23 protein-coding genes are annotated in these 24,007 nt (G+C 65.6%); 9 read left to right on the plus strand and 14 right to left on the minus strand.

The features are described 5' to 3' along the window. Nucleotides 1-113: 113 nt before the first annotated feature. A complete protein-coding gene (locus FA89_RS16415) occupies nt 114-2,195 on the minus strand; it encodes a catalase (protein ID WP_036142293.1) in 2,082 nt (693 codons plus the stop codon). On the opposite strand from FA89_RS16415, the gene FA89_RS16420 reads away from it, so the two are divergent. Continuing rightward, a complete protein-coding gene (locus tag FA89_RS16420; protein ID WP_441295050.1) occupies nt 2,194-2,565 on the plus strand; it encodes a DUF3253 domain-containing protein in 372 nt (123 codons plus the stop codon). The genes FA89_RS16415 and FA89_RS16420 overlap by 2 nt on opposite strands. Before the next feature lie 54 nt (nt 2,566-2,619). Here FA89_RS16420 and FA89_RS16425 read toward each other — a convergent pair whose 3' ends face one another. Both FA89_RS16425 and FA89_RS20360 read right to left on the minus strand, forming a co-directional pair. Further along, nucleotides 2,620-4,515, minus strand: coding sequence for a hypothetical protein (locus FA89_RS16425; protein ID WP_036142304.1), 1,896 nt, complete (start codon nt 4,513-4,515; stop codon nt 2,620-2,622). Between the two features lie 678 nt (nt 4,516-5,193). Beyond that, nucleotides 5,194-6,201, minus strand: a complete 1,008-nt coding sequence (locus FA89_RS20360; protein ID WP_185754436.1) for a hypothetical protein — start codon at nt 6,199-6,201, stop codon at nt 5,194-5,196. A 458-nt stretch (nt 6,202-6,659) separates the two neighbouring features. Between FA89_RS20360 and FA89_RS16435 the strand changes: the two genes are divergently transcribed. After that, entirely contained in the window at nt 6,660-7,592 is a 933-nt protein-coding gene (locus FA89_RS16435; protein WP_036142311.1) for an NAD(P)-dependent alcohol dehydrogenase, read from the plus strand. 2 nt (nt 7,593-7,594) lie between these two features. Beyond that, nucleotides 7,595-8,299: a helix-turn-helix transcriptional regulator gene (locus tag FA89_RS16440; protein ID WP_036142313.1), complete on the plus strand. Its 705-nt coding sequence runs from the start codon at nt 7,595-7,597 to the stop codon at nt 8,297-8,299. A 101-nt stretch (nt 8,300-8,400) separates the two neighbouring features. Here the strand turns inward: FA89_RS16440 and FA89_RS16445 are convergent, their stop codons facing one another. From FA89_RS16445 to FA89_RS16465, 5 genes are read right to left on the minus strand one after another with little or no spacing between them, the layout of a single operon-like run. Further along, the gene (locus tag FA89_RS16445) at nt 8,401-10,347 is read right to left on the minus strand and encodes a CocE/NonD family hydrolase (RefSeq protein WP_240003920.1); all 1,947 of its coding nucleotides are present in this window, start codon (nt 10,345-10,347) and stop codon (nt 8,401-8,403) included. A gap of 26 nt (nt 10,348-10,373) precedes the next feature. Continuing rightward, on the minus strand, nt 10,374-11,156 hold the full coding sequence (locus tag FA89_RS20715) for a hypothetical protein (RefSeq protein WP_051938891.1): 783 nt from the start codon (nt 11,154-11,156) through the stop codon (nt 10,374-10,376). Then, the gene (locus FA89_RS19415) at nt 11,153-11,878 is read right to left on the minus strand and encodes a DUF3299 domain-containing protein (RefSeq protein WP_051938892.1); all 726 of its coding nucleotides are present in this window, start codon (nt 11,876-11,878) and stop codon (nt 11,153-11,155) included. Before FA89_RS19415 ends, FA89_RS20715 begins: the two co-directional genes overlap by 4 nt. Then, complete coding sequence (locus tag FA89_RS16460; protein WP_369931348.1) at nt 11,875-13,125, minus strand: ABC transporter permease; 1,251 nt, start codon at nt 13,123-13,125, stop codon at nt 11,875-11,877. The genes FA89_RS19415 and FA89_RS16460 overlap by 4 nt, the downstream gene beginning before the upstream one ends. A gap of 5 nt (nt 13,126-13,130) precedes the next feature. Further along, on the minus strand, nt 13,131-13,757 hold the full coding sequence (locus FA89_RS16465; protein ID WP_441295051.1) for an ABC transporter ATP-binding protein: 627 nt from the start codon (nt 13,755-13,757) through the stop codon (nt 13,131-13,133). 116 nt (nt 13,758-13,873) lie between these two features. Here FA89_RS16465 and FA89_RS19420 point away from each other — a divergent pair, with 116 nt between their 5' ends. Together FA89_RS19420 and FA89_RS16475 are read left to right on the plus strand one after the other, a co-directional pair. Beyond that, nucleotides 13,874-14,338 carry a MerC domain-containing protein gene (locus FA89_RS19420; RefSeq protein ID WP_051938893.1) on the plus strand — a complete coding sequence of 155 codons (465 nt, stop codon included), beginning with the start codon at nt 13,874-13,876 and terminating at the stop codon, nt 14,336-14,338. A gap of 126 nt (nt 14,339-14,464) precedes the next feature. Further along, the gene (locus tag FA89_RS16475) at nt 14,465-15,433 is read left to right on the plus strand and encodes an MASE1 domain-containing protein (RefSeq protein ID WP_036142320.1); all 969 of its coding nucleotides are present in this window, start codon (nt 14,465-14,467) and stop codon (nt 15,431-15,433) included. 34 nt (nt 15,434-15,467) lie between these two features. Here the strand turns inward: FA89_RS16475 and FA89_RS16480 are convergent, their stop codons facing one another. Beyond that, entirely contained in the window at nt 15,468-15,920 is a 453-nt protein-coding gene (locus tag FA89_RS16480) for a hypothetical protein (protein ID WP_051938894.1), read from the minus strand. A 201-nt stretch (nt 15,921-16,121) separates the two neighbouring features. On the opposite strand from FA89_RS16480, the gene FA89_RS20365 reads away from it, so the two are divergent. The 3 genes from FA89_RS20365 (at nt 16,122) to FA89_RS16490 (ending at nt 18,976) form a co-directional block, all read left to right on the plus strand. Beyond that, the gene (locus FA89_RS20365; protein ID WP_185754437.1) at nt 16,122-16,289 is read left to right on the plus strand and encodes a hypothetical protein; all 168 of its coding nucleotides are present in this window, start codon (nt 16,122-16,124) and stop codon (nt 16,287-16,289) included. A 51-nt stretch (nt 16,290-16,340) separates the two neighbouring features. After that, nucleotides 16,341-16,799, plus strand: a complete 459-nt coding sequence (locus tag FA89_RS16485; protein WP_221174335.1) for a heme-degrading domain-containing protein — start codon at nt 16,341-16,343, stop codon at nt 16,797-16,799. 185 nt (nt 16,800-16,984) lie between these two features. Continuing rightward, complete coding sequence (locus tag FA89_RS16490; protein WP_221174336.1) at nt 16,985-18,976, plus strand: CocE/NonD family hydrolase; 1,992 nt, start codon at nt 16,985-16,987, stop codon at nt 18,974-18,976. A gap of 15 nt (nt 18,977-18,991) precedes the next feature. Here the strand turns inward: FA89_RS16490 and FA89_RS16495 are convergent, their stop codons facing one another. The 3 genes from FA89_RS16495 to FA89_RS16505 are packed head-to-tail and all read right to left on the minus strand — an operon-like array spanning nt 18,992 to nt 21,339. Further along, complete coding sequence (locus FA89_RS16495; protein ID WP_036142325.1) at nt 18,992-19,321, minus strand: hypothetical protein; 330 nt, start codon at nt 19,319-19,321, stop codon at nt 18,992-18,994. Nucleotides 19,322-19,337: 16 nt separating this feature from the next. Next, the gene (locus tag FA89_RS16500) at nt 19,338-20,108 is read right to left on the minus strand and encodes a LytR/AlgR family response regulator transcription factor (RefSeq protein WP_036142326.1); all 771 of its coding nucleotides are present in this window, start codon (nt 20,106-20,108) and stop codon (nt 19,338-19,340) included. After that, a complete protein-coding gene (locus FA89_RS16505) occupies nt 20,101-21,339 on the minus strand; it encodes a sensor histidine kinase (RefSeq protein WP_185754438.1) in 1,239 nt (412 codons plus the stop codon). The genes FA89_RS16500 and FA89_RS16505 overlap by 8 nt, the downstream gene beginning before the upstream one ends. Before the next feature lie 213 nt (nt 21,340-21,552). On the opposite strand from FA89_RS16505, the gene FA89_RS16510 reads away from it, so the two are divergent. Next, nucleotides 21,553-21,894, plus strand: a complete 342-nt coding sequence (locus tag FA89_RS16510) for a hypothetical protein (protein ID WP_036142332.1) — start codon at nt 21,553-21,555, stop codon at nt 21,892-21,894. On the opposite strand, the gene FA89_RS16515 is transcribed toward FA89_RS16510, so the two are convergent. Together FA89_RS16515 and FA89_RS16520 are read right to left on the minus strand one after the other, a co-directional pair. After that, nucleotides 21,891-22,844, minus strand: a complete 954-nt coding sequence (locus FA89_RS16515) for an LD-carboxypeptidase (protein ID WP_051938895.1) — start codon at nt 22,842-22,844, stop codon at nt 21,891-21,893. The two genes, FA89_RS16510 and FA89_RS16515, sit on opposite strands and share 4 nt — an antisense overlap. A 96-nt stretch (nt 22,845-22,940) precedes the next feature. Next, nucleotides 22,941-23,921: a helix-turn-helix domain-containing protein gene (locus FA89_RS16520; RefSeq protein WP_036142334.1), complete on the minus strand. Its 981-nt coding sequence runs from the start codon at nt 23,919-23,921 to the stop codon at nt 22,941-22,943. Between the last annotated feature and the right edge of the window lie 86 nt (nt 23,922-24,007).

The raw sequence follows: 24,007 nt of genomic DNA on the forward strand, positions 1-24,007 counted from the left end.
ACACCGTGCGAGCGCCACGGCGCCTGCATCGGCTTCGAACAAAAAAGGCTCGCCCATAACGGCGAGCCTTTCCAGTCATCCCTGATCGGGCAGCCTACACGCCGCCCTGGCCATCAAGCCAACATGCGCACCTTCGCTTCACGGGCAAAGAAGCGACCCTTGGCACCCTCGACGAAGCCCGCTGCATCACTGGCAGCCATCACACCTTCATCCGGCTTCAAGCCAGCCGCCTTGAACAGGATGCGTCCGCCCTCGTCCAGCGCGATGGCCTTGAGGTGTCCAAACGCATCGCGCACGAAGTCCACGGCGGCGGCCTCGTTCACCAGCTGGGCAGCGCCTTCCGCGCTGAGCACGATAGCCACCGCATCGAAGTTGATCGAAGGCGTACCCGCCAGCTGACCATCGGCGGCGAGTTTCTTGCCGTCGGACAACTTAGCGCCACCGACTTTCGGTGCAACCACCTTGACCGTCGCGCCGGCCTTCTCGGCCGCCTTCGTCACGGCGGCCACGACCTTCGTGTCGGAACCATCGTTGACCAGGACGCCTACCACGCGGCCTTCCAGCGTTTTCTTCATCTTGCCGATGATCTGCAGAGCCGGCGAAGCGGGCATCTCGACGACGCCGACCCGAGCCGGCGGTGCTGGCGGCAGCTTGTCCAGCGCAAGCCCGTCGGCCACACGCTTGGCCAGCGATTCGTCGATGTGGCGAAGATGGCCCACCATCGCGTCGCGGATGTGCAGCGTCTCGACCTTGGACAGTTCGAACACGAGGGCCGAAGCGATATGCGCCTGCTCGTATGCCGTCTGGCTGATGTAGAACAGGCGGGCCTGGCTGTAGTGGTCGGCAAAGGTCTCGGCCCTGATCCGGCCGCGGACGCCCGATTCCTCGATGACCGCCGAACGGAAGCCGCGCGCCGGGTCCTCCTGCGGCGTGTCGCCCTGAAGCGAGCTGGGGCCATAGGCGACGCGGCCCTTGGGCACCTGGTGCTGCATGTGACCGTCGCGCTGGTGGTTGGCGAACGGGCACTTGGGTGCGTTGATCGGCAGCTGGTGGAAATTGGGCGAGCCCAGACGCGACAGCTGCGTATCCAGGTACGAGAACAGGCGACCCTGCAACAGCGGATCGTTGCTGAAATCGATGCCGGGCACCAGGTGCGACGGGCAGAAGGCCACCTGCTCGGTCTCGGCGAAGAAATTGTCGGGCCAGCGATCGAGCACCATCCGGCCGATGATCTTCAGCGGCACGGTTTCCTCGGGGATCAGCTTGGTCGCGTCGAGGTGGTCGAATGGGAAGGCATCGGCCTCTTCCTCGGTGAACAGCTGTACGCCCAGTTCCCACTCCGGGAAGTTGCCGGCCTGGATCGCCTCGAACAGGTCGCGCCGATGGAAATCGGGATCGGCGCCCGCCAGCTTCACAGCTTCATCCCACACTGTGGACTGCAAGCCCAGCTTCGGCCGCCAATGGAACTTCACGAAGGTGCTCTTGCCTTCAGCGTTGACCAGGCGGAACGAATGGATGCCGAAGCCCTCGATCATGCGCAGCGACCGCGGGATCGTCCGATCCGACATCGCCCACATGATCATGTGCAGCGACTCCGGAGTGAGCGAGATGAAGTCCCAGAACGTATCGTGGGCACTGGCCGCCTGGGGGAAACCACGGTCCGGCTCCATCTTCACCGCATGGATGAGATCGGGAAACTTGATCGCATCCTGGATGAAGAACACCGGGATGTTGTTACCCACCAGGTCCCAGTTGCCTTCCTTCGTGTACAGCTTCACGGCGAAACCGCGGACGTCACGCGGCGTATCGACCGAGCCGGCACCACCGGCCACGGTCGAGAACCGGGTAAACAGGGGCGTTTTCTCCCCCACTTCGGTGAGCACGCGTGCGGTGGTGTACTCCGCCAGCGAGGCGGTGAGTTCGAAGAAACCGTGGGCGCCCGATCCACGGGCGTGCACGATGCGCTCGGGAATGCGCTCGTGGTCGAAATGGGTGATCTTCTCGCGGAGGATGAAATCCTCCAGCAGCACCGGGCCGCGCTGCCCGACCTTCAACGAGTTCTGGTCGTCGCCGACCGTCAGACCCTGGTTAGTGGTCAGGGGCGGATGCGAACCGCCGGCATGTTGGTGGAGCTCGTCCCCGTTACCCCGTGCGTCTTGCGACGACGTGGACGAAGGATTCTTCTTGCTGACCATGGCTGACCTCTGCTTGGTTGACTTCCCAAACATGCCCCGGTTCGTGTGGACACCGGGTGGTCGGATCGCAACGACATCTTCGTCACCGCTATGCATCTACTGTGATGCGATGGACATTGCTGCCTCGATCATGGATATGCTGTCCCGCCGTTCGTCCGAGGCGTCGATCTGCCCCTCGGACGTGGCCCGCGCACTGGCCGACGACGAAACGACCTGGCGGGCCCTGATGCCCTCCGTGCGCGAGGTCGCCGCCGAGCTCGCCCGCCACGGCGTCATCATCGTCACCCAGGGAAAAAGCACGCTCGATCCTGCCGATATTGCGCATGGGCCGATACGCCTTCGCCGCGGCGAACGTTTTCCCGGGCGCTAACGCCGGTCGCCGAGCGCCCGGACTCGGCCGGGCGCCCTCCCCTTGTGTGCGCGATCAGTCGCGCAATACACGTGCCGTGCGGTCGCGCAGGGCAATGACGTTGGATGCCTTGTAGAACGCGCGGTCCACGGCGGCATGGGCAAACGCTGTGCCTTCCGGCATGTCCTGGATCGCGGTCGCCTTCACCCCCTCCCACTTGTTGGGCCGCAGCCATACCTTCATGCCCGTATCACCGATGGCGAAACCGCAGCGCATGGCGAGCACGTCGACGAAGGTGGCCAGGGCTTTCTTGACCTCGGCCGTCGGCGTCTGCCTGGCGTCTTTCCATGCAGCCAACGCTTTTACCGCCGCCCCAGCCAGCTCGACGAGCACATCCGCGGGCGGGATACGTGCGGGAGGCTCGGCCAGAAAGACGTTACCCGGTCGTGCCACCACCGTGCTGCATTCGTTGAGCAGGTCGGTTGCGATCTCGACGAAGAACGGATCGGGCACGACCACGTCCCGGCCGCCGTTGAGCCGCATGCCGTAGAGGTGGCGACTGAACCTGCTGGCCCCGGCGGTGCCGTCGGCGAACACCACATCACCGGAAAACGACCAGCGGGCGACCGACGGCATGCCGTTGTCGCCATCGCCGTCCAGCGGCAGGCCGAGCAACCCCCACAGCAACAGGCTGACGTAGCCGTCGCGCGTCAGCAGCTTGCGTTTCACGTCGCCCTGGAAAGCGAGATCCACCTCGGGCTCGATCTTCAGCGGGTCGGCATTGACCCGGGTCAGGAAGCCCTGCGCCAGCGTGGGATACAGCGACGACGACCGCGGGTCCCTGATCGCACCTTTGAGCTTGCACTCCCGCATGGACTTCAGCACCCAGTAGTCCTCCATGTTGCAGCCGGTAACACCGACTTTGGCGAACGCCTGTTTCTGCGCCAGCGAGATGAACCACGGCGAGGTACCACTGACTTCCGGTTTGACCGCGCTGCCGACGGCGTAGTTGGTCACCAGGGTCGCGATCACCGATTTAAGGGTCTGCCCCACGGCGATACCGGCTTCCTCCTTGCGGGTGTACGCCCGATCCACCTCGACCGCGCTGACCTTCAGGTTTTCGCATTCCGCAATGAAGTAGTCGTTGAGGGACGCGCCTTCGACCAGTCCCGGCAAGCCGAAGCGATAGATCCCGCCCTGGCTGCACAAGGCAACAGAGGGAACCCGCACGCCGGTGGCGTAGTCGTAGCCGACGTAGAGACTGGCACACAACGGCGACAGCGAGCCGGGGTTGTTCGCGGCGGTGGCACCGCCCTGGGCGCCGAAGCAGCTGATCCTCACCGGCCAGTCATTTTTCGCACCCGGATCGGCGATACGCGCCAGCTGGCTGGAAAGGGTGCCGATCATCATGAAGATGAATTCGATGTACGGCGACATCAGGTTCGGCTGCAGGCCCATTTCCGGCGAGCGGACGACGACGATGGGCGGCTGGTTGTTCTTCTCCTCACCCACGTCGAAGCGCACGACGGACAGGCACGGCCCTCGCCCGGCGAGCGGAACCTTCAGCTTCGCCGGGCTGGTCATGGTCGCCAGCGCATGCACGTCGATCCGGCGCAACACGTCGATGTTGCTCGCCCTCAGCTGCGCATCTCCCACGTCGTCACGCTCCAGGAAGACGGACATGGCGCGCGCCAGGATGCTTTCCACACGGGCGTTCTCACCCGTCGGGCCTTCACCCTGCAGCGCCTCCGCGTGCGCGTACGCGATATGGCGCACGCGCGCGGCGTAACGGCTCAGCGGCCATTCGAGGATCGGACCGTCGGGACTGACCTCACCACGTTCGACCAGGATCACCGGCCGCCGTGTCGTGGCGTCGGCCTTCTTCACCTCACGGTCGAGCAACCCGTTGAGTACCGTATTGACCTCTTCGTCCATGAAACCCAGGTAGACGTCTATCAGCTTGTCGGACATGTCTTTCGCCTCGCTTGTCCCGGCACATGCCGGCAAGCCATCGTCGGCAACCACGCGGTGGTCGCCCATCGGCGAAACGCTGATTTTTTTCAGTCTAGGAGCACATCATGCCCTGGCGCCCTTCTGGGCGAACGCTTACATCACGGCTTCGCAACGCAGAAGCAGATCGGACTTCGACCAATCAGTCCAGCATGCAGCTGCAAGATGGGAGGATGCAGGCTTGGGTTAAACAGCGATTAAGGCCGACCAGTTCAAGTCAAAACGGTGCTTAGTCGAGGAAGCGCTGGATAATCACGCATTATCCAGCGTCGCAATCCTCACGTCTTCAACCTAATGACATTAGAACAACGCTATGTCAGCCGGCACCCGCAATGGCGAAACCGATCGATACGCAGATGAGCAAAATCCCTGCGATCGTCACGGCTTTTACTGTACTCGACGTCCCGAAGTTACCGGTTACGTATTCGCCATGTATCTCGCTGATCCGCAGTCGAGAGGAAGGAGACGGCACAAATGCCTCTCGCCAAGCGAGCAAGAAGAGTCCGCACATGCCAAGGGCACTGGCATAGTTCGGCTTAAGACATACTCCCATCACGCCTATGACCGCCAGGCACGCAGCATAGACTTGCTGTTTACGTGGCACCTTATTTGGCATTGCCATCTTTTGCCACTCCTCCGCTACCAGCCACAACCGCCGCCACTTTCGTAATAATCTTCCATAGGGGAAGACACATCCCAGTCGCCGCTAGGGTTGCCGCTATTGGTAATCGCGAAGCCGAACATGTCGTCCCAGGCGGACTGATAGTGACCCTGCTCAATTTCACTCACTGCATCGTGATATGCGGTCACAGTGCCGTCAATGGTGCCTCCGATTGCATCGCCCAAGTCCGGATCATACTCGTCGATCAGTCCATTGATTTGCGTACCAAGTTCGTAACCAGCTCCGGCAGCCGCTGTCAGTCGCCCTCCCGCAAACATCGCCGTCTCGGCCAGTGCGCCTGCGGGACTGAGACTGCCCACCGGCGCGGTCCGATAGTCGAGATAAATTTCATTGAGCGTCATATCCACCGTCGGCGCAGGGCTTGTGCCCATCTTGGAAATGCCCCCAGCTCTTATGTCCGAAGCTAAAAGGGGCGTCTGAACAACATCCATGCGGTTGGTAAATGATTCCCTCACCGAGGCTGGTGCGTAGTTAATCACAGCCGTACGCACTGCCTGTTGATCGAAAGCTCGCGCTACGCGAATCATGCCTTCGTCGCTTACACGGCTTGCAAGCGTTTTGAGTAGTGGAGTGGATTGCGTACCGGCGACGTCCTGATAGTGGCGGGCTAGTGCGACGAGCTCCTTGTCCGATAGTCGACCGAGAAGTGTTTCGGTGGGCCCGTTAGCGAAGTTTGCCTCGATAACCGACGCAAAGTTCTTATGGATAGCCTCCGGAGTAGTTCCGATGACCAGCGCAGCGGACCCGACTCCTGCTACTTTTGATGACTTAGTGGTCAATATTTTTGCGCTTAAGCCGCGGGGCGATGCGTGTTTAAGGTCCCCCCAAGGGTTTGTATCTCCGCCGTCCCCGCACGTCGGAAGCAGGTTGGGTTGGATATGCGTCGGTGTCTGCATCGAAAACACGGGTGACGTGAGTACGCACGCGAGCGCCATACCGACCGCTACTTGGACGCGAATTTTCATCGAACCATTCCTTGCGTTTGCATCCCCTGCCAGAAGCAACGTAATCCTCTGGAGTGTGGGTCAGCAAGTCGCAAGTATCTTCGACATACTCGCCACAAACTTAATGCGTCGCTAGTCCAATCATAGATGCTTGAATGCGAATGGCCCTAGCGTCGATTGACCGACGAAAAACACGCAATTAGCTACGAAGTATGACTAATCGGCAAACGATTCTTGTGACGCAAGTCGCGCAAATCGCAGCCATGAACGCCACCACCGAGTCGAGTGAACGACCCGCAAGTCCCCTCTGCTTGTCCCGGCAGATGCCTGCAAGACATGGTCGAGACCTCGGATGTGGTCGACCATCGACGAAACGCTTATTTTTCGGGGTAGGCGCGCGCTGCGAGGATGGTGCCAATAACTGTCACCAAGGGCCGCTAGGTTGACCGCCACCTCCCCGATGGCGTGCGTGCGATCCCATGCAGAGAATCCAATACGACAGCTACGGCGGTCCGGAAAACATGTACCTCGCCGACTTCGACCTGCCTACACCGGGCGCGGGCGAAGTCGCGGTCAAGGTCGCCTTCGCGGCGATAAACCCCATCGACTGGAAACAGCGCAACGGTGAAGTGAAAATGGTCACCGGCAAGCGATTTCCGAGGGCACTGGGCATGGACCTGTCGGGGACCGTGATCGCCGTTGGACACGGCGTCACGCGTTTCGCGCCGGGCGATGCGGTCTTCGGGCTGGCCCGATTCAAGGAGAGCGGCGCCCTGGCGCAGTCGGTGGTGACCCGGAGCGACTTCCTGGCCCGGAAACCGCACAACCTGTCGTTCGATGAGGCGGCCTGCCTTGGCACGCCCGGCATCACCGCCTGGAACGTGTTGCTGGGAAAAACGGCGTTGCGACCCGGGGCGCATATGTTCGTCACCGGCTGCGGGGGCGCGATCGGCGAAGCGGTGGCACAACTGGCGCGTGTGGCCGGCGTCGCCGTATCGGGTAGCTGCGGGGCCGGCGACATCGCGCGCATGACCGCGCTCGGCCTCCGCGAGGTCTACGACTACCGGAAGACACGACCGGCCGATATTCCCGGTGGCTTCGACGCGGTGCTGGACGCCGCCGCGGTGCTCTCCGTGTCCACGGGCATGGCGATGCTTCGGCCCGGCGGCGTGCTAATGGACCTGAACCCGAAAGTGCCGACGTTCCTTCGCGCGCTGGTGGATCGTCGACTGAAACCGGTCATCGCATCGCCTCGCGCTGATATCCTCGACGCCATTGCCGAAGCCGCCAGTCAAGGCCGCTTCCGCATCCGGGTGGGGGAAACCGTTTCCCTCGACAACGCGATCCGCCTGATCACCGAGCTGGAGAAAGGCCGCAGGCTCGGCGGCAAGGGTGTCGTCGCGATGGAATGATCATGGCCAGAAGCCATCGCCTGTTCGACCTGATGCAGGTACTTCGTCGCCACCGCATGGCGGTGGCCGGCGAAGTGCTGGCGAATGAAATGGGCGTCTCGTTGCGAACGATCCGCCGGGATATCGCCACGCTCCAGGACATGGGCGCCGATATCATGGGCGAGCCCGGCATTGGCTACGTCATGAAGCCGGGCTTCCTGCTCCCGCCCTTGTCGTTCACGGACGAGGAAATCCAGGCGCTGGTGATCGGCGGACAATGGGTCAGCCGTCAGTCGGACGACGCGCTCACCGCCGCCATGCGAAATGCCCTGGCCAAGATCACCGCCGTACTACCCGCCCAGGCGCGGCCCCGTGTCGACGACGACGCCTTCTATGTCGGTGTGCGCGAGAAGCCGACCGCCGCCATCGAACTGGGCGCCCTGCGCCGCGCGTTGCGCGACCAGTGCAAGCTACGCATCGTACTGTCCGTGGACAATGCACCGAAGACACCACAAGTGGTCTGGCCGATCATGCTGGCCTTCATCGACGGCAAGCGCTATATCGCCGCCTGGTGTGAACTCGACAGCGTATACCGCGTGATCTCACTGCATGACATGGCCGAAGCCAGCGTGCTCACCGAGCGTTATCCGCGCAACCGCCGACAACTCGTGCGCGAGTGGCGTTCTCTGCGCCTGCTTCCATGCAACGCCAACGGCGAGGCGTGCTGACCACCCCTGAAAAAGCCCACATAGTTGCCGCGACCGCACGTCACTGAAACCACGTGCGGTAGCGGCACCGGATGGCCGCAACGTCCGGCGTTGAGTCGGTGTCAGTGACCCACCACCGGCAGCTCGATATACGTGCCGTCCGCACCGCCCAGCGACACGGTCTGCGTGGCCGTGCGGTAATCCGCTGGCTGCGCGAACAGGATGTTGGGCACGAAGGTCTGCGGATTGCGGTCGTACAGCGGGAACCAGCTGGACTGCACCTGCACCATGATGCGGTGGCCAGGCAGGAACGCGTGGTTGGCATTGGGCAGGCTGAAATCGTAGGCCAGCGGCACGTTCGGCGTGATCGCCTTGCCGACGGTGAAGCCTTCGCGGTAGCGGCCACGGAAGATGTCCATGGCGATGCCCAGCTGGTAACCACCCATCTCCGGCTGCGCCGCCACCTGGTCCGGATAGACGTCGATCAGCTTCACCACCCAGTCGCTGTCGGTGCCGGTGGTGCTGGCCACCAGGTGCACCTTAGGCTCGCCGCTGATGCGCACGGGCGCCGTGAGCACGGGTGTGGTGAAGGTCAGCACATCGGGGCGCGACGACGCATTGCGCTGGTCGCTGGTCAGCCAGTGCTGCCAGCCCGTGCCGGACATCGTGCCGACGGGCCGCGGGCGGTACGGCACCGGATGCGCAGGATCGGAGACGTACTGCGCCGTGCCCGCGGGTTCGCCCGCACTGCCGCCGAGCACCAGCGACCCGTTCACGCCGGGACGCAGGCGGGTGGGCGTCGCGGCGCCCTTGCCGTCCATCGGCCACGACGGCCCGGTTTCCCAGCGGTTGTCGCCGGTGACATAGGCGTTGACCGGCGCGGTGCTGGCCGGGCCGTCCTTCAGGTACTGCGCCAGGAACGGCCGCAGGATCTTCTGGCGGAAATACAGACCCGTGTCGGAGCCGAAGCGCACGGCACCCAGGCTCGAGCCGTCACCCACTTCCTGCCCGTGGAACCACGGCCCGGCGACGAGGAACAGCTTGTGCGCGTCGTCGTGCGGCTTCATCGCCTTGTACACGGCGAACGCGCCGTAGATGTCTTCCTGGTCCCACAGGCTGGCGACCAGCATGGTCGGCACGGCCACGGGCTCGCGGGCCAGCGCCTTGTCTACCGCCTGCCCGGACCAGAACGTATCGTACGCAGGATGGGCGGCCAGCTTGTTCCAGAAACCGAGCTGCTCCATGCCGTATTGCTTCGCGATCGCGCCGGCGGAGACGCCCTCCAGGAAGAACTGGTAATCGTCGGCGTAGTTGGACCACCACTTGTGTGCGTTCTTGCGCGATGCGGTCTGCTCGTAGATGTATTCGAGATTCTGCTGGCGGAAGGCGCCGTGGTGGAACCAGTCGTCGCCCATCCAGCCGTCCACCATCGGGTTCATCGGCACCGCGGCCTTGAGCGCGGGATGCGGATGCACGAGGGCCATCAACGGCTCGAACCCGTCGTAGGAGATACCCAGGATGGCGACGCGCCCGTTGCTTTCCGGCACATGCTTCACCAGCCAGTCGATGGTGTCGTAGGCATCGGTGGAGTCGTCCACCGGCGTGGGATTGAGCGGACCGCGCAGGGGGCGGTTCATCACGTAATCGCCTTCGGAGCCGTACTTGCCGCGGATATCCTGCACGACGCGGATATAGCCGTCCTGCACCAGCACATCGCTGGCGTCGTCATCGTGGCTGACCGCCACGCCCAGGTGTCCGCTCTCCACCGCACTGGTCATCTCGGTCGCGTCGTAGGGCGTGCGCGTGAACAGGATGCCCGCATGCGTGGCGCCCCGCGGCACCAGGATCACGGTGTGCAGCTTCACGCCGTCGCGCATGGGTATCATCACGTCGCGCGAGTCGTAATCGAAGGCGTCATGCACCGGCTTGAACGAGGCCGGTGTTTCGCTCGGCAGCGCCGCGTACGTGCCCTTGGCCGGCGGTGTATCGCCGGCGATGGCGGGAGCGGCAAGCGCGATCGACAAGGCCACGGCCAGCAGGGAGTAGCGGAGCGTCGGGAGAGCTTTCAAGAAGGTGGGTCCTGGTTGGTGGGGAACTACTGGCACGTGGCGGGCATGCGGCCCACCGCATCGCGGATCTGTACGGCGGCGACCTCCGCCTCGCCGGCCTTCGCGCACAGCGAACGCACGCGCTCGCGGCCCTGGGCACGCAGGCCCGTGCATTGCCATGCGCGCGGCGCATCCAGCGGCAGGACGGCGTAGGCCACCTTGCCACATTCGTCGCGCGCGCGGTCGGCCAGGGGACGGTTCGTGAATTCCTGCGGTGTCACGTCCATCGACGGATCGAAATAGCTGTCAGGAAAGGCGGCGGCATAGCGCTCCATATCCAGCCGCTGGGTAAAGTCGCCGATGGTCAGGTCGAACGGCCCGCTGCACGGCGCACGACCGGACACGTCACGCACCGCCGCCAGCAGGTGGGTGCGCCCTGTCGGCTGCGTGCCGATCGCTTCCGTGACGCCCGCGAGCATCGGCAACCGCGCCTGGGCCGCCATGGCGGCCAGCTCGTGCGCATGCGCAGGCTGGCACCGTGAGCGCAACGAGGCGACGACGAGGAAGATCGTGTCGTTGGCGAACGCCGCGTTCGCCTGCAGCAGTGGCCCCAGCTGTTCCGTCCCCGTGCCGCGGGCGATGATCGCGGGCGGAGGCATCGGCGGATCGGGCGGTGCCGGGATCGCGGACGACTGTTCGACCGTCGTGGCCGGTGGTGTCCGCTCGCCCGTCCCCCGCTCGTCCGCCTGCCAGGACAGCAGCATGGCCAGCGCCGTGGCCATGATGCCCGCCACCAGCATCCACACGCGACCGCGGCGAAGCGACGTCATTCGAACGCGCGTCGCAGGCGCTCGTCGTCATCGTTGCGGTACGGCTCGAGGGTGGCGTCCTCCATCGTGTACGCGGACGAGGCCATGGCGTTCTGCGTCACCTGCGTGCGCATGACCCCCTTTAGGGTGACCGGGTCGTACAGGCTGGGCGTGTCGATGCCCTTGCTCAGGCGCACGTGCACCAGCATGTTCGGCGGCGGGGGCGGCACGTGGATGCACGCGCCATAGAACGGCACGAAGAAGAACTCGACCATCTTGCCGTCGTCGTCCGACTCCAGCGGCACCACGTAGCCGGGCAGGCGGATCTTCTTGCCTTCCAGCGCCGCCACGGTATGCAGCGTGCCCACCTGCTTCATCCGCTGGTTGCCGACGTGCAGCACGGGTGGCGCGTCTTCCAGCGCCTTGAAATCCTCCGGAGGCACCATCTTGCTCCAGTCGAGGTCGGCGAAGCCGTTTTCGTCGACAGGACCGAGCAGGCCCGCGCCGGGCGGTGCGCTCGCCTTCGCCACACCATGGGCGGTGGCGTAGGCATTGGCGGCGGCGACACCTTCGGCGCCCGCTTTCGCGCGTTCCCGACGGCCCTGGTCCGCGGCGGCCTGTGCCTGGGCCAGGGCCGAGGTGGCTGCACCGGCCGGCGTCGATGCGGCGTCATCGGCACCGCGCGAGCACGCCGCGGTCAGCAACAGCACGGCGATCGCCAGGCCGCACGCGCGCGCGATCACAGGCGCACCTGCAGGCCATCGGCCAGCGAACGGCGGTAAGCGATCCACCCGGGTATACAGCCGGACAGCGAGCCGAGCACCAGCACGCCCAGCAGCAACCATCCCTCCTGCGGCGCGGGCGTGGCGTCCAGCACCAGGCCGGCGTTGGCCAGCACGTAGTCGTGCGCCAGGCCCGTGGCGACGAACAGCAGCAGGCAACCGGCCAGCATGCCGGCCAGGGTCAGCAGCGTGCTTTCGGCCACCAGCAGCGCGAAGACGGTGCGAGTGGAGGCACCGACCGCGCGCAGCACGGCCATCTCGCGGCGACGTTCGTTGAGCATGCCGAGTAACGCCGTGAGCATGCCGCACATGCCGACCAGCACCACCATGGCGCTGACCAGGCGCAGCGCGTTTTCCGCCGTGCCCAACAGGTGCCACAGTTCACCCAGCGCCACGCCGGGCAACACCGCCAGCAGGGCTTCGTCGGGGTACTCGTTCAGGGCACGCTGCACGGCGAAGGCGGACAGCCGAGAGTGCAGCCCCACCAGGCAGGCGGTGATCGCACGCGGGGTCAGATCCATGTGGCGGGCCTGCTCGGCGCTGGAGGCCATGCCAGGCAGGCGCACGCCAGAGCGCCAGTCCACGTGGATCGCCTCGATGGCTTCCAGGCTGACCGCGATGGTCGCGTCCACGGGCGTGCCGGTGGGTGCGAGCACGCCGGCGATACGGAACGGCTTATCGGAGTGCATCGCGGTGGCGGGGCCGCCCAAGCCGTGCGCCAGCACGATCGAGTCGCCGACCGCGTAATGCAGACGGCGGGCCACTTCCGCACCGATCACCGCGTCGTACAGGTCATTGAACGGATGGCCGGATGCGAACACCAGCGGTTTGCGCGCGCCATAGCGGTAGTGCACGAAGAAATCGGTAGTGGTGCCGGTCACCCGGTAGCCACGGTGCGAATCGCCCAGCGACAGCGGCACCGTCCAGGCCACCTCGGGCATGGCGCGGATGTCCTGGTACGTTTTCCAGGTGATGTTGTTGGTGGCCTCGCCGACATGGAACACGGCGTACAGCAACAGGTTGACCGGACCCGACCGCGCGCCCACCAGCAGGTCGGTACCGGACACGGTGCTGGCGAATCCCTGCCGTGCATCGGTACGTACCCGCTCCACACCCAGTAGCAGGAACACACTCAGCGCGATGGTGAGCACCGTGAGCGCCACGCCTGCGCGACGCTGGCGCAGGCTTTTCAACGTAAGGCGAAGGATGTTCATCAGGCGACCATCTGGTGGGAAGGGGCGTTGCCGAGGGCAAGCGCGCGATCGAAATGCGTGGCCAGCGCCATGTCGTGGCTGACGAACACCACGCCTGTGCCGTGCCGCGTGCACTCGCTCAGCAGCAGCTCCAGGAACGTGTCGCGGGCCTGGGTATCCAGTGCCGAGGTCGGCTCGTCCGCCACCACCAGTTCAGGGCCGCCGATCAACGCACGCGCCGCCGCCACACGCTGCTGCTGCCCGACGCTCAGTTCGCCGGTTTTGCGTCGCGAGAGCGCGCGCTGGTCCAGGCCCAGCGCGCCCAGCAGGCGTGCCGCCTCGAAACGCACCGCGCCGGCCTTTGCCGTGCGGGTGCGCGACCACGCGCAGCCGAGCAGCACGTTCTCGATCGGGTCCAGGAACGGCAGCAGGTTGAACTGCTGGAAGATGTAACCGAGGTGGTCGGCCCGGAAGCGGTCGCGTGCCGACGAGCCGAGTGACGACAGCGGCGTGCCCAGCACCTCGACCTCCCCCGCGTTGGGCGTGAGGACACCGGCGATCAGGCCGAGCAGCGTGCTCTTGCCGCTTCCGCTGGGCCCGCACAGGAACAACCGCTCCCCGCGCGCCACCTCGAAATCCTCCAGCATCAGCACCGTATCCGACGACGGCCACGCGAAACGGAGCCCGCGGCAACGCAATACACCATCCCACTGCCGCTCACTCATGACGCCATCTCAACCTGTTATGTTATAACATAAGTTACATGACCTGCCTTGTACCGCGCCAGCCCTCCCGCGCATTCGATCGCTTCGCATCCTTCTGGGCCATCGGCTGCGCCATCCACTGCCTGGCCCTGCCCCTGATCCTGTTCGCGGTGCCATCGCTCTATCTGGCGCTGTATTCATTCCATGCGCCGCACCGGGCACTGGCCATGGCGCTGCTGAGGCTGATCAGCCTCGAGCCGTGGTTCGTGGGCACGGGTGCGCTCATTAGCGCGCTCGCGATGGCGCGTGGCGCCTGGCACCATCGACGCGTCGGCCCGGCCGTACTGGCGGCCGTCGGCATCCTGGCCTTGTTCGGCTCGTGGTACTTCGCGGGCCTAGGTGCCGGTTGGATGCATCCCGTGGGCGTGGCCTGCGGCGCAAGCGCCCTCGTGGTGGCACACGCCTGGAACCTCAGGCATTTGCGGCCGTTCGCTGCGCGGAAACGGCAAGCGTTGAAAAACTGACGGCGCACGATGTGTTCGTACAGCATTTCACACGCACAATCGCCCGCACAGGTCGCGGCAACGGCGACCCAACGGGGGCGAGGCTCGCAGGCCGACGCCATGGGCGAACCATGTAAGGAGACGAACATGCAGGATGCGGAACCGAAACGGATCTCGACGGGCGCACTGATCGCCATCGCAGCGGCGTATGCCGCCTGTTACGAGCTGACGCAGCATGTCTCGTTTTCCCACTGGAACCTCTCGTCCGGCCTTCAGCTGTCCGCGTTGCTGCTGGTGCCGCGCCGCTACTGGCCCGCGCTGCTGCTCGGCGAGACGCTGCCGGTCATCGAGCATGCCGTGCTGTTCGCCCCGCGCTTCGGCATGAACTGGGCCATGATCACGGGCATCCCCGTCATCGCGCTATGCATGCCGGTGGTCGCACTGGTGCGCCGGAAGCTGGCCCTGCATCGCCCGGACGGCTCGCTCAACATCGGCCTGATCCTGGCCACCACATTGGTGTGTGCGGTGCTCAATGCCAGCCTGAACGACCTCGCCCTGCGCGCCGCGCTGGCGGCCGCCCCCGGCGCCTGGCCGGAGCTGGACGCAAGCACCTACTTCTTCGCTTACCTCTTGGGCTCGTACCTGGGCGCCCTGACGCTCACGCCGTCGTTCCTGGCACTGAAGATGGCCGTCGATGCGCCGGCATCCCAGAAATGGCTGCAAGGTAGCCTGCGAGCGCCGACGGTCGCCCTGGTCGCCGCGGCGGCGTCGCTGATGCTGGCGGTCGGCCTCCTGGCCGGCCATGCACAGGGCGGCATGTTGATGGCGCTGCGCCTGGGCGTGGCACTGCCCGTGCTGGCCCTCACGCTGCGCTTCGGCTGGCAAGGCGGTGCGCTGGCGGGGCTGGTGGCCAGCGTGGTCCTGGCCACCACCTCGACGACCCTGCTCGACCCGCCGATGATCAATGCGCAGATCGTGCTCGCCTTCGTGCTCTCCGGCGCCTTGCTGATCGGTATCCCCATTGCCCGGGTCAAGATGGCCCGGCTCGGGATGGCCCGGCTCGGACAGGCGAGGGCTTTCGGCAACCCGGGTCGTGGGACGGCGGTCTCGGACTGATGCCCGCCGCCCCGCTTCCGGTTCCGGTTCCGGTTTACTGGAAGGTGCTTGAGCACTCCGCCGGATTCTTGCAGTCGGAAGGCACGGCCTGCAGGTACATGATGCCGCCCGGGGTGGTCACGACGGTTATCGTGATCGTGTCGTCGCGATACACGACGGTGCGCGTACCGGTGGGACGCATCGCCGACCGCTCGCTGGGTGTTGCCACGCGGGTGGCGTCCAGGCCGATCGGCAAGCCCATGATCTCCTTCCCGCCATAGGCGAAGGCGCCGCGCACGTTGCCTTGCAGATCGTTGACCTGGACATAGCGCGTGCCGAGCCGCTCGAAGACAAAGACATGGTAGGCGGAACTGGCACTGACATCCGACGCATTGGGCCATGCCTGGCCCAGGCCGGTGGAAGCGGGCCCCTGGGCGAATACCGGTGCGGCAACGACCGACAATGCGGCGGCAAAACACAGCGGAAGCAAACGAAAAGCTGAGCGCATGGCAGTCTCTGGGCGGTGGAGGTGGGATTAGCCTAGCCCAGCGAAAAATCCCGATTGCGCGAATACGGCAGATCGTTTCCCGCGCCGCCTTACACCGAACTAACAATCGAAGGCGCATGGTGCAGTTACCGTCCGGCGCGCCGGGCGGCACCCCTCGCGCGTGATTTCGCCTGGGCGACCCACCGCCGCTTCTGGACCGTCATGCCTCCTGTGAAACCCGACAACCGCTTCCCCAAGGGAGCACCGGCCGACCGCTCGTCCGCCGCCTTCGTCTCCTACGTGTATTCGCACTCCCGCCGCGCGCCACTGCCCGAGGTTCCACGCGAGCCGGCCAAGCCGCGCAAGGGCAAGACGGCCGGCCAGGCCTAGTTTCCCCACGCTAGAATCCCACCTCATACGCTGATGCATGAGGTGGGATACGTGACCGAACCGACGCTCCAGGAACTGGCCGCCGAAGAAGCGCGGCTGCAGTTCGACACACTGACCCTCGCGCAGGCCTGGGATATCGGTTGCGCGCTGCGCGAAGAGGCGCTGCGACGCTCCGGCAAGGTGGCCATCGAGATCGCCCTGCGCGATCGCACGCTGTTCCACGCCGCCCTGCCCGGCACCGACGTCGCCAACGGGCAATGGGTGCGTCGCAAGCGAAACACCGTGCTCGCCTTGGGCACCAGCACGCTGGCCGTGGGCATGAAGCTGGCAAAGGCCAACCAGTCCCTGGAAGCACGCTACGGCCTGTCCGCCGCCGACCACGCCCACGACGGCGGCGGTTTCCCGCTGCGCCTGCGCGGTCTCGGCGTCATCGGCGCGATCACCGCCTCCGGCCTGCCTTCGCTGGAGGATCACCGTCTGGTCACCGAGGTGCTGGCGAGGTTTATCTGACCCTCTCGGTATCCAACGCTCGCCGTATCTATCCCTCGGGTATCTACCCCTCACGGTATGGGTCCCTCGGATGTAGGAGCCCACGCACGTGCGCGAACGTGTTGCGTGCGGTTATCGGTGGCATTGTCGCGGGGGGCGTGTTTTGTCAGACTCGATGAACCGTCCCTGAAAAAAGATGTCGCCTGATGCTGACCACGCGCCCTGCCCTTCGTCCCCTTATGACCGGCTCGTCGGTCGTGCTGGCGGCTTGTTGCCTTGCCCTCGTGGCCGGTCCCGTCGCCGCGCAGCAGGTACTGACGCCGGAACAGAAGGCGACGATCGCCAAGCGCGAGGATATCGAGCGACAGCTCGAGGCCGTGGCCGTGGTGGATCGCAAGGTGATGGTGAAGATGCGTGACGGCAAGCGCATGGCGGCAGACGTCTATCGACCGAAGAACGCCACGGGCAAGGTGCCGACGATCTTCGTGCGCACGCCCTACAACTTCAATTTCTGGGACGTGAAGCTCGGTGCGCCCAGCGACATGAGCCGGCAGCTGACGGCGGTGAAGCACGGTTACGCGTACGTCGACATGAACGAGCGCGGCCACTACTTCTCCGAGGGCAACTACGAAATCCTCGGCGCACCCGTGAGCGACGGTGTGGACGCCGTGCGCTGGATGACCTCACAGCCGTGGTCCAACGGCAAGGTGGGCACCACCGGGTGCTCGTCCACGGCGGAATGGCAGATGGCCGTCGTCGCGCAAAACGAGCCCGGCCTGGCCGCCTTCAACGTGCAGGGCTTCGGTGCCGGCGTCGGCCGGGTCGGCCCGTTCTACGAGCAGGGCAACTGGTTCCGCGGCGGCGCGGTGCAGATGCTGTTCCAGGCATGGATCTACGGCGAACAGAACCAGGTGCGGCCGATGTTTCCCACCAACACTTCGCAGGCGGACCTGATCCGCGCGTCCAAGGCGTTCGACCTGGACCCGCAGATGCCGCCGGTGGACTGGGACAAGGCGTTCTGGCACCTGCCCGAGAAAGACATCCTCAAGGCGGTCGACGGGCCCAAGGGCATCTTCGCCGACGCCATGGACGTGCCGACCGGCGGCAACATGATCGCGCGCACGCCCAACAGCCCCGCCTGGTACAAGGGCGGCCTGTGGCACGAGAACATGAAGATCGACCGGCCCGGCCTGTGGTTCATGAGCTGGTTCGACGTGTCCGTGTCGCCCAACCTGGCCGCGTACAACCGCGTGCGTGCCACGGCCTCGAAGGAGGTCGCCGATCAGCAGTACGCGATCATCGCGCCTTCGCTGCACTGCGGGTTCACCCGCGCCACCGAGCATACGATGATCGGCGACCTCGACGTGGGCGATGCGCGCTTCGACTACGAGTCGCTGGTGTTCGGCTGGTTCGACAAGTTCCTCAAGGGCGTGGACAGCCCCGTCGTCGATAAGCAGCCCAAGGTGATGTACTACGTCATGGGCGAGAACAAGTGGCACGACTCGGCCACGTGGCCACCGGCCAACGCGACCCCGCGCGACCTCTTCCTCACCAGCGGCGGCAAGGCCAACACGCTCTACGGCGATGGCAAGCTGGTGGCCGCGGCCGGCGGCACGGACCAGCCGGACCGCTTCGTCTACGACCCGATGAACCCGGTGACCACGCTCGGCGGGGGCGGTTGCTGCCAGGGCACCGCGGTGAAGTTCGGCTCGTTCGACCAGAACCCGCAGCTGGCCCGCAACGACATCCTGGTGTACGACTCCGAGCCGTTCAAGGAGGCCACGGAAGTCAGCGGCCCGATCACGGTCACGCTGTATGTCTCCTCCGACGCGAAGGACACCGACTTCACCTTCAAGGTGATGGACGTGGGCACCGACGGCAAGGCCTTCAACCTCACCGAGAACATCCAGCGCATGCGTTACCGCGAGGGCTACGACAAGCCGCCGGTGTGGATGAAGGACGGCGAGGTGTACAAGGTGACCTTCCAGCCGATCGACACCAGTAACCTGTTCTATCCGGGACACAAACTGCGCGTGGCGATTTCCAGCAGCAACTTCCCGCGTTTCGACCGCAACCTCAACACCGGCGGCAACAACTACGACGAGGCCAGCGGGGTCATCGCGCACAACGCCGTGCACCACGATGCCACGCATCCGTCGAAGATCACCTTCACCGTGGTGCCGCGTAGCACGCCCTAGTCGATAGTCGGCCGATCAGGCCGGCTTGCAGCCGGGCGTCACGGCGCCCGGCTGCCGCGTGACGCACACGGAAAATCCGCCGGGCAAACGATCCACCAGCCGTTCCTCGCGCACGGCGAGGGCAAACGTACGCACCGCGTTCGCACCGTCGAAGACGGTGTAGTGGCACTGCCCCGTGTCGCTGGCCGCGCAGGCGAAACGCGCCCGCCCCATGCGCACGTCCGTGCGGCTGTCGAGCGTCACGTGGCCGTTGTCGCTGGCCGTCATCACCAGGCTGCGGTTCTGCGCGTCTGTGCAGCCGGCCAGGTTCATGAAGCAATAGACGATGGCGAGTAACAGTCGCATGGCGATACTCCTTGGGTCACATGGCCCGGAAGATGGCCATGAACGGCTGGCTGACACTGAGGGTTTCCGGTCGCCCGCGCAGGCGAAGGCAGCCCTTGCCGCTGTCGTCGCGTTCCACGGAAGCCACCTGGCGCAGGTTGACGATGGTGGACCGGTGGATCTGCCGGAACGTGCGCGAGTCCAGCTGGCGCAGCAGGTCGCGGATGGGACGCGACACCAGCGCGTCGCCCTCGGCCGTGGCCAGCAGCGTGTACTTGTTATCGGCGCGGAAATAGATCACGTCGTCCACCAGGATCAGGCGCGTGGCCTTGCCCGCACCGGCGGTGATCCAGGTCAACGGTTCGGCCGCGGGTTCGTCGAAGCGCGCGATCAGGTCGCGAGCCACGTCGCCGGTGCGGCGGGCATGTTTTTCCGCATCGTCCGCCAGCCGGCTGCGCAGCCGGGCCACGGTCTGCCCCAGTCGCTGGCCGACCACCGGCTTGAGCAGGTAGTCCACGGCGCCGCGTTCGAACGCATCCACGGCGTATTGGTCGTAGGCCGTGACGAACACCACCAGTGTCGCGGGGCTGGCATCGGCGGCCGCCGCGGCTACCTCCATGCCGGTCAGGCCGGGCATGCGGATATCGAGGAAGGCCACGTCCGGGCGATGCGTCGCGATGGCCTCCAGGGCCTCGCCGCCGTCCTCGCACACCGCTACCACCTCCAGCTCCGGCCAGGCCGCGGCCAGCTCACGCTGCAACGCGGTGGCAAGCAGTTTCTCGTCCTCGGCAACGATGCACTTAGGCATGATCGAACGCTCCTTTCACCGGCAGCGTGAGGGTCGCTGCCACACCGTTGGGAAAATTGTTGCCGATGGCGAAGCTGGCGGCGGCGCCATAGGTCAGGCGCAGGCGTTCGCGCAGGTTACGCAGACCGATGCCGGTGCCCGCCCCTTCGCTGCGGAAACCCAGGCCGTCGTCGGCCACCGTGAGCGCCAGCGACGCACCATCGATGCCGGCACGAATCCAGACGCCGCCGCCGCCGGGTTTCGGTTCCAGGCCATGCTTGATCGCGTTCTCGACCAGGGTCTGCAACATCATCGACGGCATCGGCGTATCGCGCAGGTCGTCCGGCACGTCCACGTGCACGAGGAGGCGCTCGCCCATGCGCAGTTTCATGATCTCCAGCCACGCGGTGGACCGTTCCAGTTCCTGGCCTACCGTCGACAGCGAGCCGTCGGTGCGTGGCAGCGAGCGGCGCAGGTAATCGATGAGGTGACCAAGCATGCGGTCGGCACGGGCCGGATCGGTGCGCACCAGCTCCTGTGCGCTGGCCAGCGTGTTGTAGAGGAAATGTGGCTCCACCTGTGCCTGCAGCAGCCCGAGCTGCGCCGCGGTCAGCTCCTTCTCCATGGTCGTCTGGCGCACGTCGGCCCGCTCGCGGTTGCGTCGTTCCGCCAGCCGCTGGGTGGTGGAACGTACCAGGGTTTCCGCATATTCCAGCGACGCGCCGCCGTCGGGATTGAACCAGTCCGTCCAGGCACCCGCATCCGGCTCGCACACGAACATGACGCTGCACGAGCCATCGACCGGTGTCACGGTGGCGGTGATTCGGGTGTTCAGGTCGAACGGAAGCCGCGGAAGCCGGCGGCCACGGAAGCGCGGCCGCTCGTGATCGGGCTCGCGAATGATCGCCCGTACCCTCAGCCCGGCACGTGTGGCCGACACATCGTGGACATGCAGCAGATCGCGCACCACGCTTTCGACGATCTCGTAAGCTTCATCGGCTGCGTAAGGCACTTCGACACGGCGTCGCTGGCGATTGGACAGGGTCTCGGTATCCAGCCGTCCGGCGATGGTGCGCACACGGTACAGATGCGTGACGCCGCGCCCCAGGGCGATCAACAAGCCGACGAACCACGCGAGGGAGAACAGCAACGGCAGATCGTCGTGCCAGCCCACATTGCTCCACACCACCTCCAGCACGCAAAGCGCAGCGATCCACGCCATCACGATGCGACCGAGAAACCGGATGCTCATGCGCTTTCCCATCGTGCGTACCCCGTCCTGAAAGTGGGGCGAGCATACGACGCGCACGCCACGTGCCGAAGGCGAATCCGACGAAACGGCCGCTGGGCCGACGAAACGCCCCTCCTGCGCCGCAGCATGACCTGCGCGTGGGAATGGGCCATGCTCGGGAAACGGCCTGGCGATGGGGATCGCCGGCCACGACAAAGACAAAGGGGTTACTGCATGGCCTTGTTGCTCGTCGTTTTCGCTGTCGCCGTTCTCGCGATCTTCCTCGGCATCAACATGCTGCCGAAACACCATCCCGCCAACTGGCTGCTCGGCATCGTCGGCGGTGCCTGCCTGGTGCTTGCCTGGTATGCCATCTTCCGCCCGATGCTGATCGCTTCCGGCGGCGGCGATCCATCACTGGTCGCGGTGGGCCTCACGGCTGCCGGCATCGTGTCCTGCGTGCTGGGACTGGTCTGCCTGGGCGTGTGCGTGTGGCGAGACCCCACGCGGTTCTGGATGCTGTCCGTCGTCTTCATCGGCGTGATCGGCGCCACCCAGGTCACCGCGTTGTCCTAGGCCTCGCCTTCCCGCGTATCTTCGCCCGCGTAGCGGTAATCGCGGGCGGAGAGCGTGGCTTCACCGTCGACGACACGCAGTTCGGCGTTCGCGCCGAAGGGCAAGGTGACCTTGTCCGGCCCATGGCCGAACCGGAGCCCGCGCACCAGCGGTGCCTCGGACACGGCGGCGAAGCGATCCAGCGCATGTTCCATGTCGTAGCCGTTGTCATATTCGCTTACCCGGTGGCCGCCGAGGCTGCCGATCAGAATGGCCGACTGGCGATCGATGACGCCGGCCAGCTTCAGCTCGTAGAGCATCCTCTCGATGCGATAGGCCTGCTCGCCGCTTTCCTCGATGTAGAGGATGCCGCCGTCGATATCGGGCAGGTAGCCGGTGCCGGTGAGGCTGCACAGCGACGACAGGTTGCCGCCCCAGAGCACGCCGCTGGCCCGCAGGTCGGTCTGGCTGTCCGGGCAGCTCCAGGTGAAATCTGCCCGCGGCGCCAGCACGGTCTGCCAGAACTCGCGCCAGGTGCTTTCGCGCAGGTAAGGCGCACCGAAATCTTGCAGCAGCATTGGCCCGTGGAACGAGCCGATCCCGCTGCGCGCCAGCAGGGCGCATTGCATGACGGTGAAATCGCCGTGGCCCACCAGCGCGCAGGAGGCATCGGCAAAGCGCGCGGCCAGTCCCGCGTAGTCGAGCCGGTCCAGTAGCGCGATGGCCCCGTAGCCCCCGCAGGTGGCCATGACGATGTCCGGCAGCGGACGGCCGGGCTCGGCAAGGCGGTTGATTTCATCGGCGCGCGCAGTGTCGCTGCCGGCGAAGCGCAGGCAGACCCGGTCGAGCACGTCGATGCCCACAATGGTGTGGCCGGCGGCCTGGAGACGTTCGATTCCGCGCTGGCCGGCAGCGCGGTCTTCCGCATATCCCGAGGGAGCGATGAGTCGTATATCGAGTCGTTTCGGCATGGGAGGCAAGGTAAGGACGCCCCTACCAATACCTCTACGCCGTCAGGAAGGCAACCCGAAATGGGCGGGAAGCCTTCCCGACACCCGCGGCGACCCCTACCAGCCGTCGTATTCCTCGGCCGCGGTGAGCTCTTCGGCGGGCGCGCTGCGGGTCAGCGTTTCCCGCGGTTGCTCGCCGAAGACGCTGCGGTACTTTTCCGCAAACCGTGAGAGATCCCACATGCCGCAGCTGAGCGCCACCGACTTGACCGAACGACGTCCGGCTTCGGCCGTGACCAGGCTGCGATGCGCGGTGCACAGGCGCAGCATGGCCAGGTAACGGTTGGGCGGAATGCCCAGCAGGTCGTCGAAGGCGTAGCGCAGGCCACGCTCGCTCGCGCCGGCGGCCTGGCACAGCTCCTGCGAGTAGATATCGCGGCGCAGGTTCGCTCGCATGAAGCGTTCCGCGCGGCGCATCACCTGGTAATGCGCACGGCGACCGCGCGAGGCCACCGGTCGGTCTTCCGAGGACGAGCCCAGGGCCACACGGATGTGCTCGTCGAGCAGGTCTTCCACGGGGCCGAAAGCCGTATCGACCGGCTCGCGCACGCGTTCCGCGATCTGCCGGTAGGCCCGCTTCAGGTGATCCGAGGTAACTGAGAAAAGCCTCAAGCGCTGGGCGGCCATGTCCACGTCGGCATGGTCGGACGCCAGGAACCGCGAGCGGAAGCGGGCATACGGCGCCACCACCAGGGTGAACCGGGTACCGCGCTCGAACATGAAATCGGTGGGTGTGCCGCGCAGCAGCGTCACCGCCATCTCCGACTCCACGCTGATGCCCTGGCACCAGCTGCGCTCGCCAGCCTCGTGCAGGTACACCAGCATGCAGGCGTCTTCGGGCACGGTCAGTGCCCCGCGCACGTCGAAATCGATGTGCGCGGTGACATAGGTGACCCCGTCGTGGGTCTTTGTCGACAGCGCGGCGCGAGGGCGCGCCGGGCTCAACGTCAGCAGGTCGACATCGCACACTCCCAGCGCGGCGCCGAGCGTGACGAGGTCGTAATCTTCAAGCCCCTGTGCATCCGTGAGACGACTCATGTCGGCTCTCCCGGGTGATTTTTCTTAGTCATCTGTTCAACCCCCACGTTCCAGGGGCAGGCACTTTGCCCACCCGCCGAATCCCC

It is taken from the genome of Luteibacter sp. 9135, from assembly GCF_000745005.1.
GTDB lineage: Bacteria > Pseudomonadota > Gammaproteobacteria > Xanthomonadales > Rhodanobacteraceae > Luteibacter.

Coding starts and splice junctions, on each gene's coding strand:
- FA89_RS16420 (WP_441295050.1), top strand. CDS start 2,194: ATGGCTGACCTCTGCTTGGTTGACTTCCCAAACATGCCCCGGTTCGTG.
- FA89_RS16415 (WP_036142293.1), bottom strand. CDS start 2,195: ATGGTCAGCAAGAAGAATCCTTCGTCCACGTCGTCGCAAGACGCACGG.
- FA89_RS16425 (WP_036142304.1), bottom strand. CDS start 4,515: ATGTCCGACAAGCTGATAGACGTCTACCTGGGTTTCATGGACGAAGAG.
- FA89_RS20360 (WP_185754436.1), bottom strand. CDS start 6,201: ATGAAAATTCGCGTCCAAGTAGCGGTCGGTATGGCGCTCGCGTGCGTA.
- FA89_RS16435 (WP_036142311.1), top strand. CDS start 6,660: ATGCAGAGAATCCAATACGACAGCTACGGCGGTCCGGAAAACATGTAC.
- FA89_RS16440 (WP_036142313.1), top strand. CDS start 7,595: ATGGCCAGAAGCCATCGCCTGTTCGACCTGATGCAGGTACTTCGTCGC.
- FA89_RS20715 (WP_051938891.1), bottom strand. CDS start 11,156: ATGACGTCGCTTCGCCGCGGTCGCGTGTGGATGCTGGTGGCGGGCATC.
- FA89_RS16465 (WP_441295051.1), bottom strand. CDS start 13,757: ATGCTGGAGGATTTCGAGGTGGCGCGCGGGGAGCGGTTGTTCCTGTGC.
- FA89_RS19420 (WP_051938893.1), top strand. CDS start 13,874: ATGACCTGCCTTGTACCGCGCCAGCCCTCCCGCGCATTCGATCGCTTC.
- FA89_RS16475 (WP_036142320.1), top strand. CDS start 14,465: ATGCAGGATGCGGAACCGAAACGGATCTCGACGGGCGCACTGATCGCC.
- FA89_RS16480 (WP_051938894.1), bottom strand. CDS start 15,920: ATGCGCTCAGCTTTTCGTTTGCTTCCGCTGTGTTTTGCCGCCGCATTG.
- FA89_RS20365 (WP_185754437.1), top strand. CDS start 16,122: ATGCCTCCTGTGAAACCCGACAACCGCTTCCCCAAGGGAGCACCGGCC.
- FA89_RS16490 (WP_221174336.1), top strand. CDS start 16,985: ATGCTGACCACGCGCCCTGCCCTTCGTCCCCTTATGACCGGCTCGTCG.
- FA89_RS16495 (WP_036142325.1), bottom strand. CDS start 19,321: ATGCGACTGTTACTCGCCATCGTCTATTGCTTCATGAACCTGGCCGGC.
- FA89_RS16500 (WP_036142326.1), bottom strand. CDS start 20,108: ATGCCTAAGTGCATCGTTGCCGAGGACGAGAAACTGCTTGCCACCGCG.
- FA89_RS16505 (WP_185754438.1), bottom strand. CDS start 21,339: ATGAGCATCCGGTTTCTCGGTCGCATCGTGATGGCGTGGATCGCTGCG.
- FA89_RS16510 (WP_036142332.1), top strand. CDS start 21,553: ATGGCCTTGTTGCTCGTCGTTTTCGCTGTCGCCGTTCTCGCGATCTTC.
- FA89_RS16515 (WP_051938895.1), bottom strand. CDS start 22,844: ATGCCGAAACGACTCGATATACGACTCATCGCTCCCTCGGGATATGCG.
- FA89_RS16520 (WP_036142334.1), bottom strand. CDS start 23,921: ATGAGTCGTCTCACGGATGCACAGGGGCTTGAAGATTACGACCTCGTC.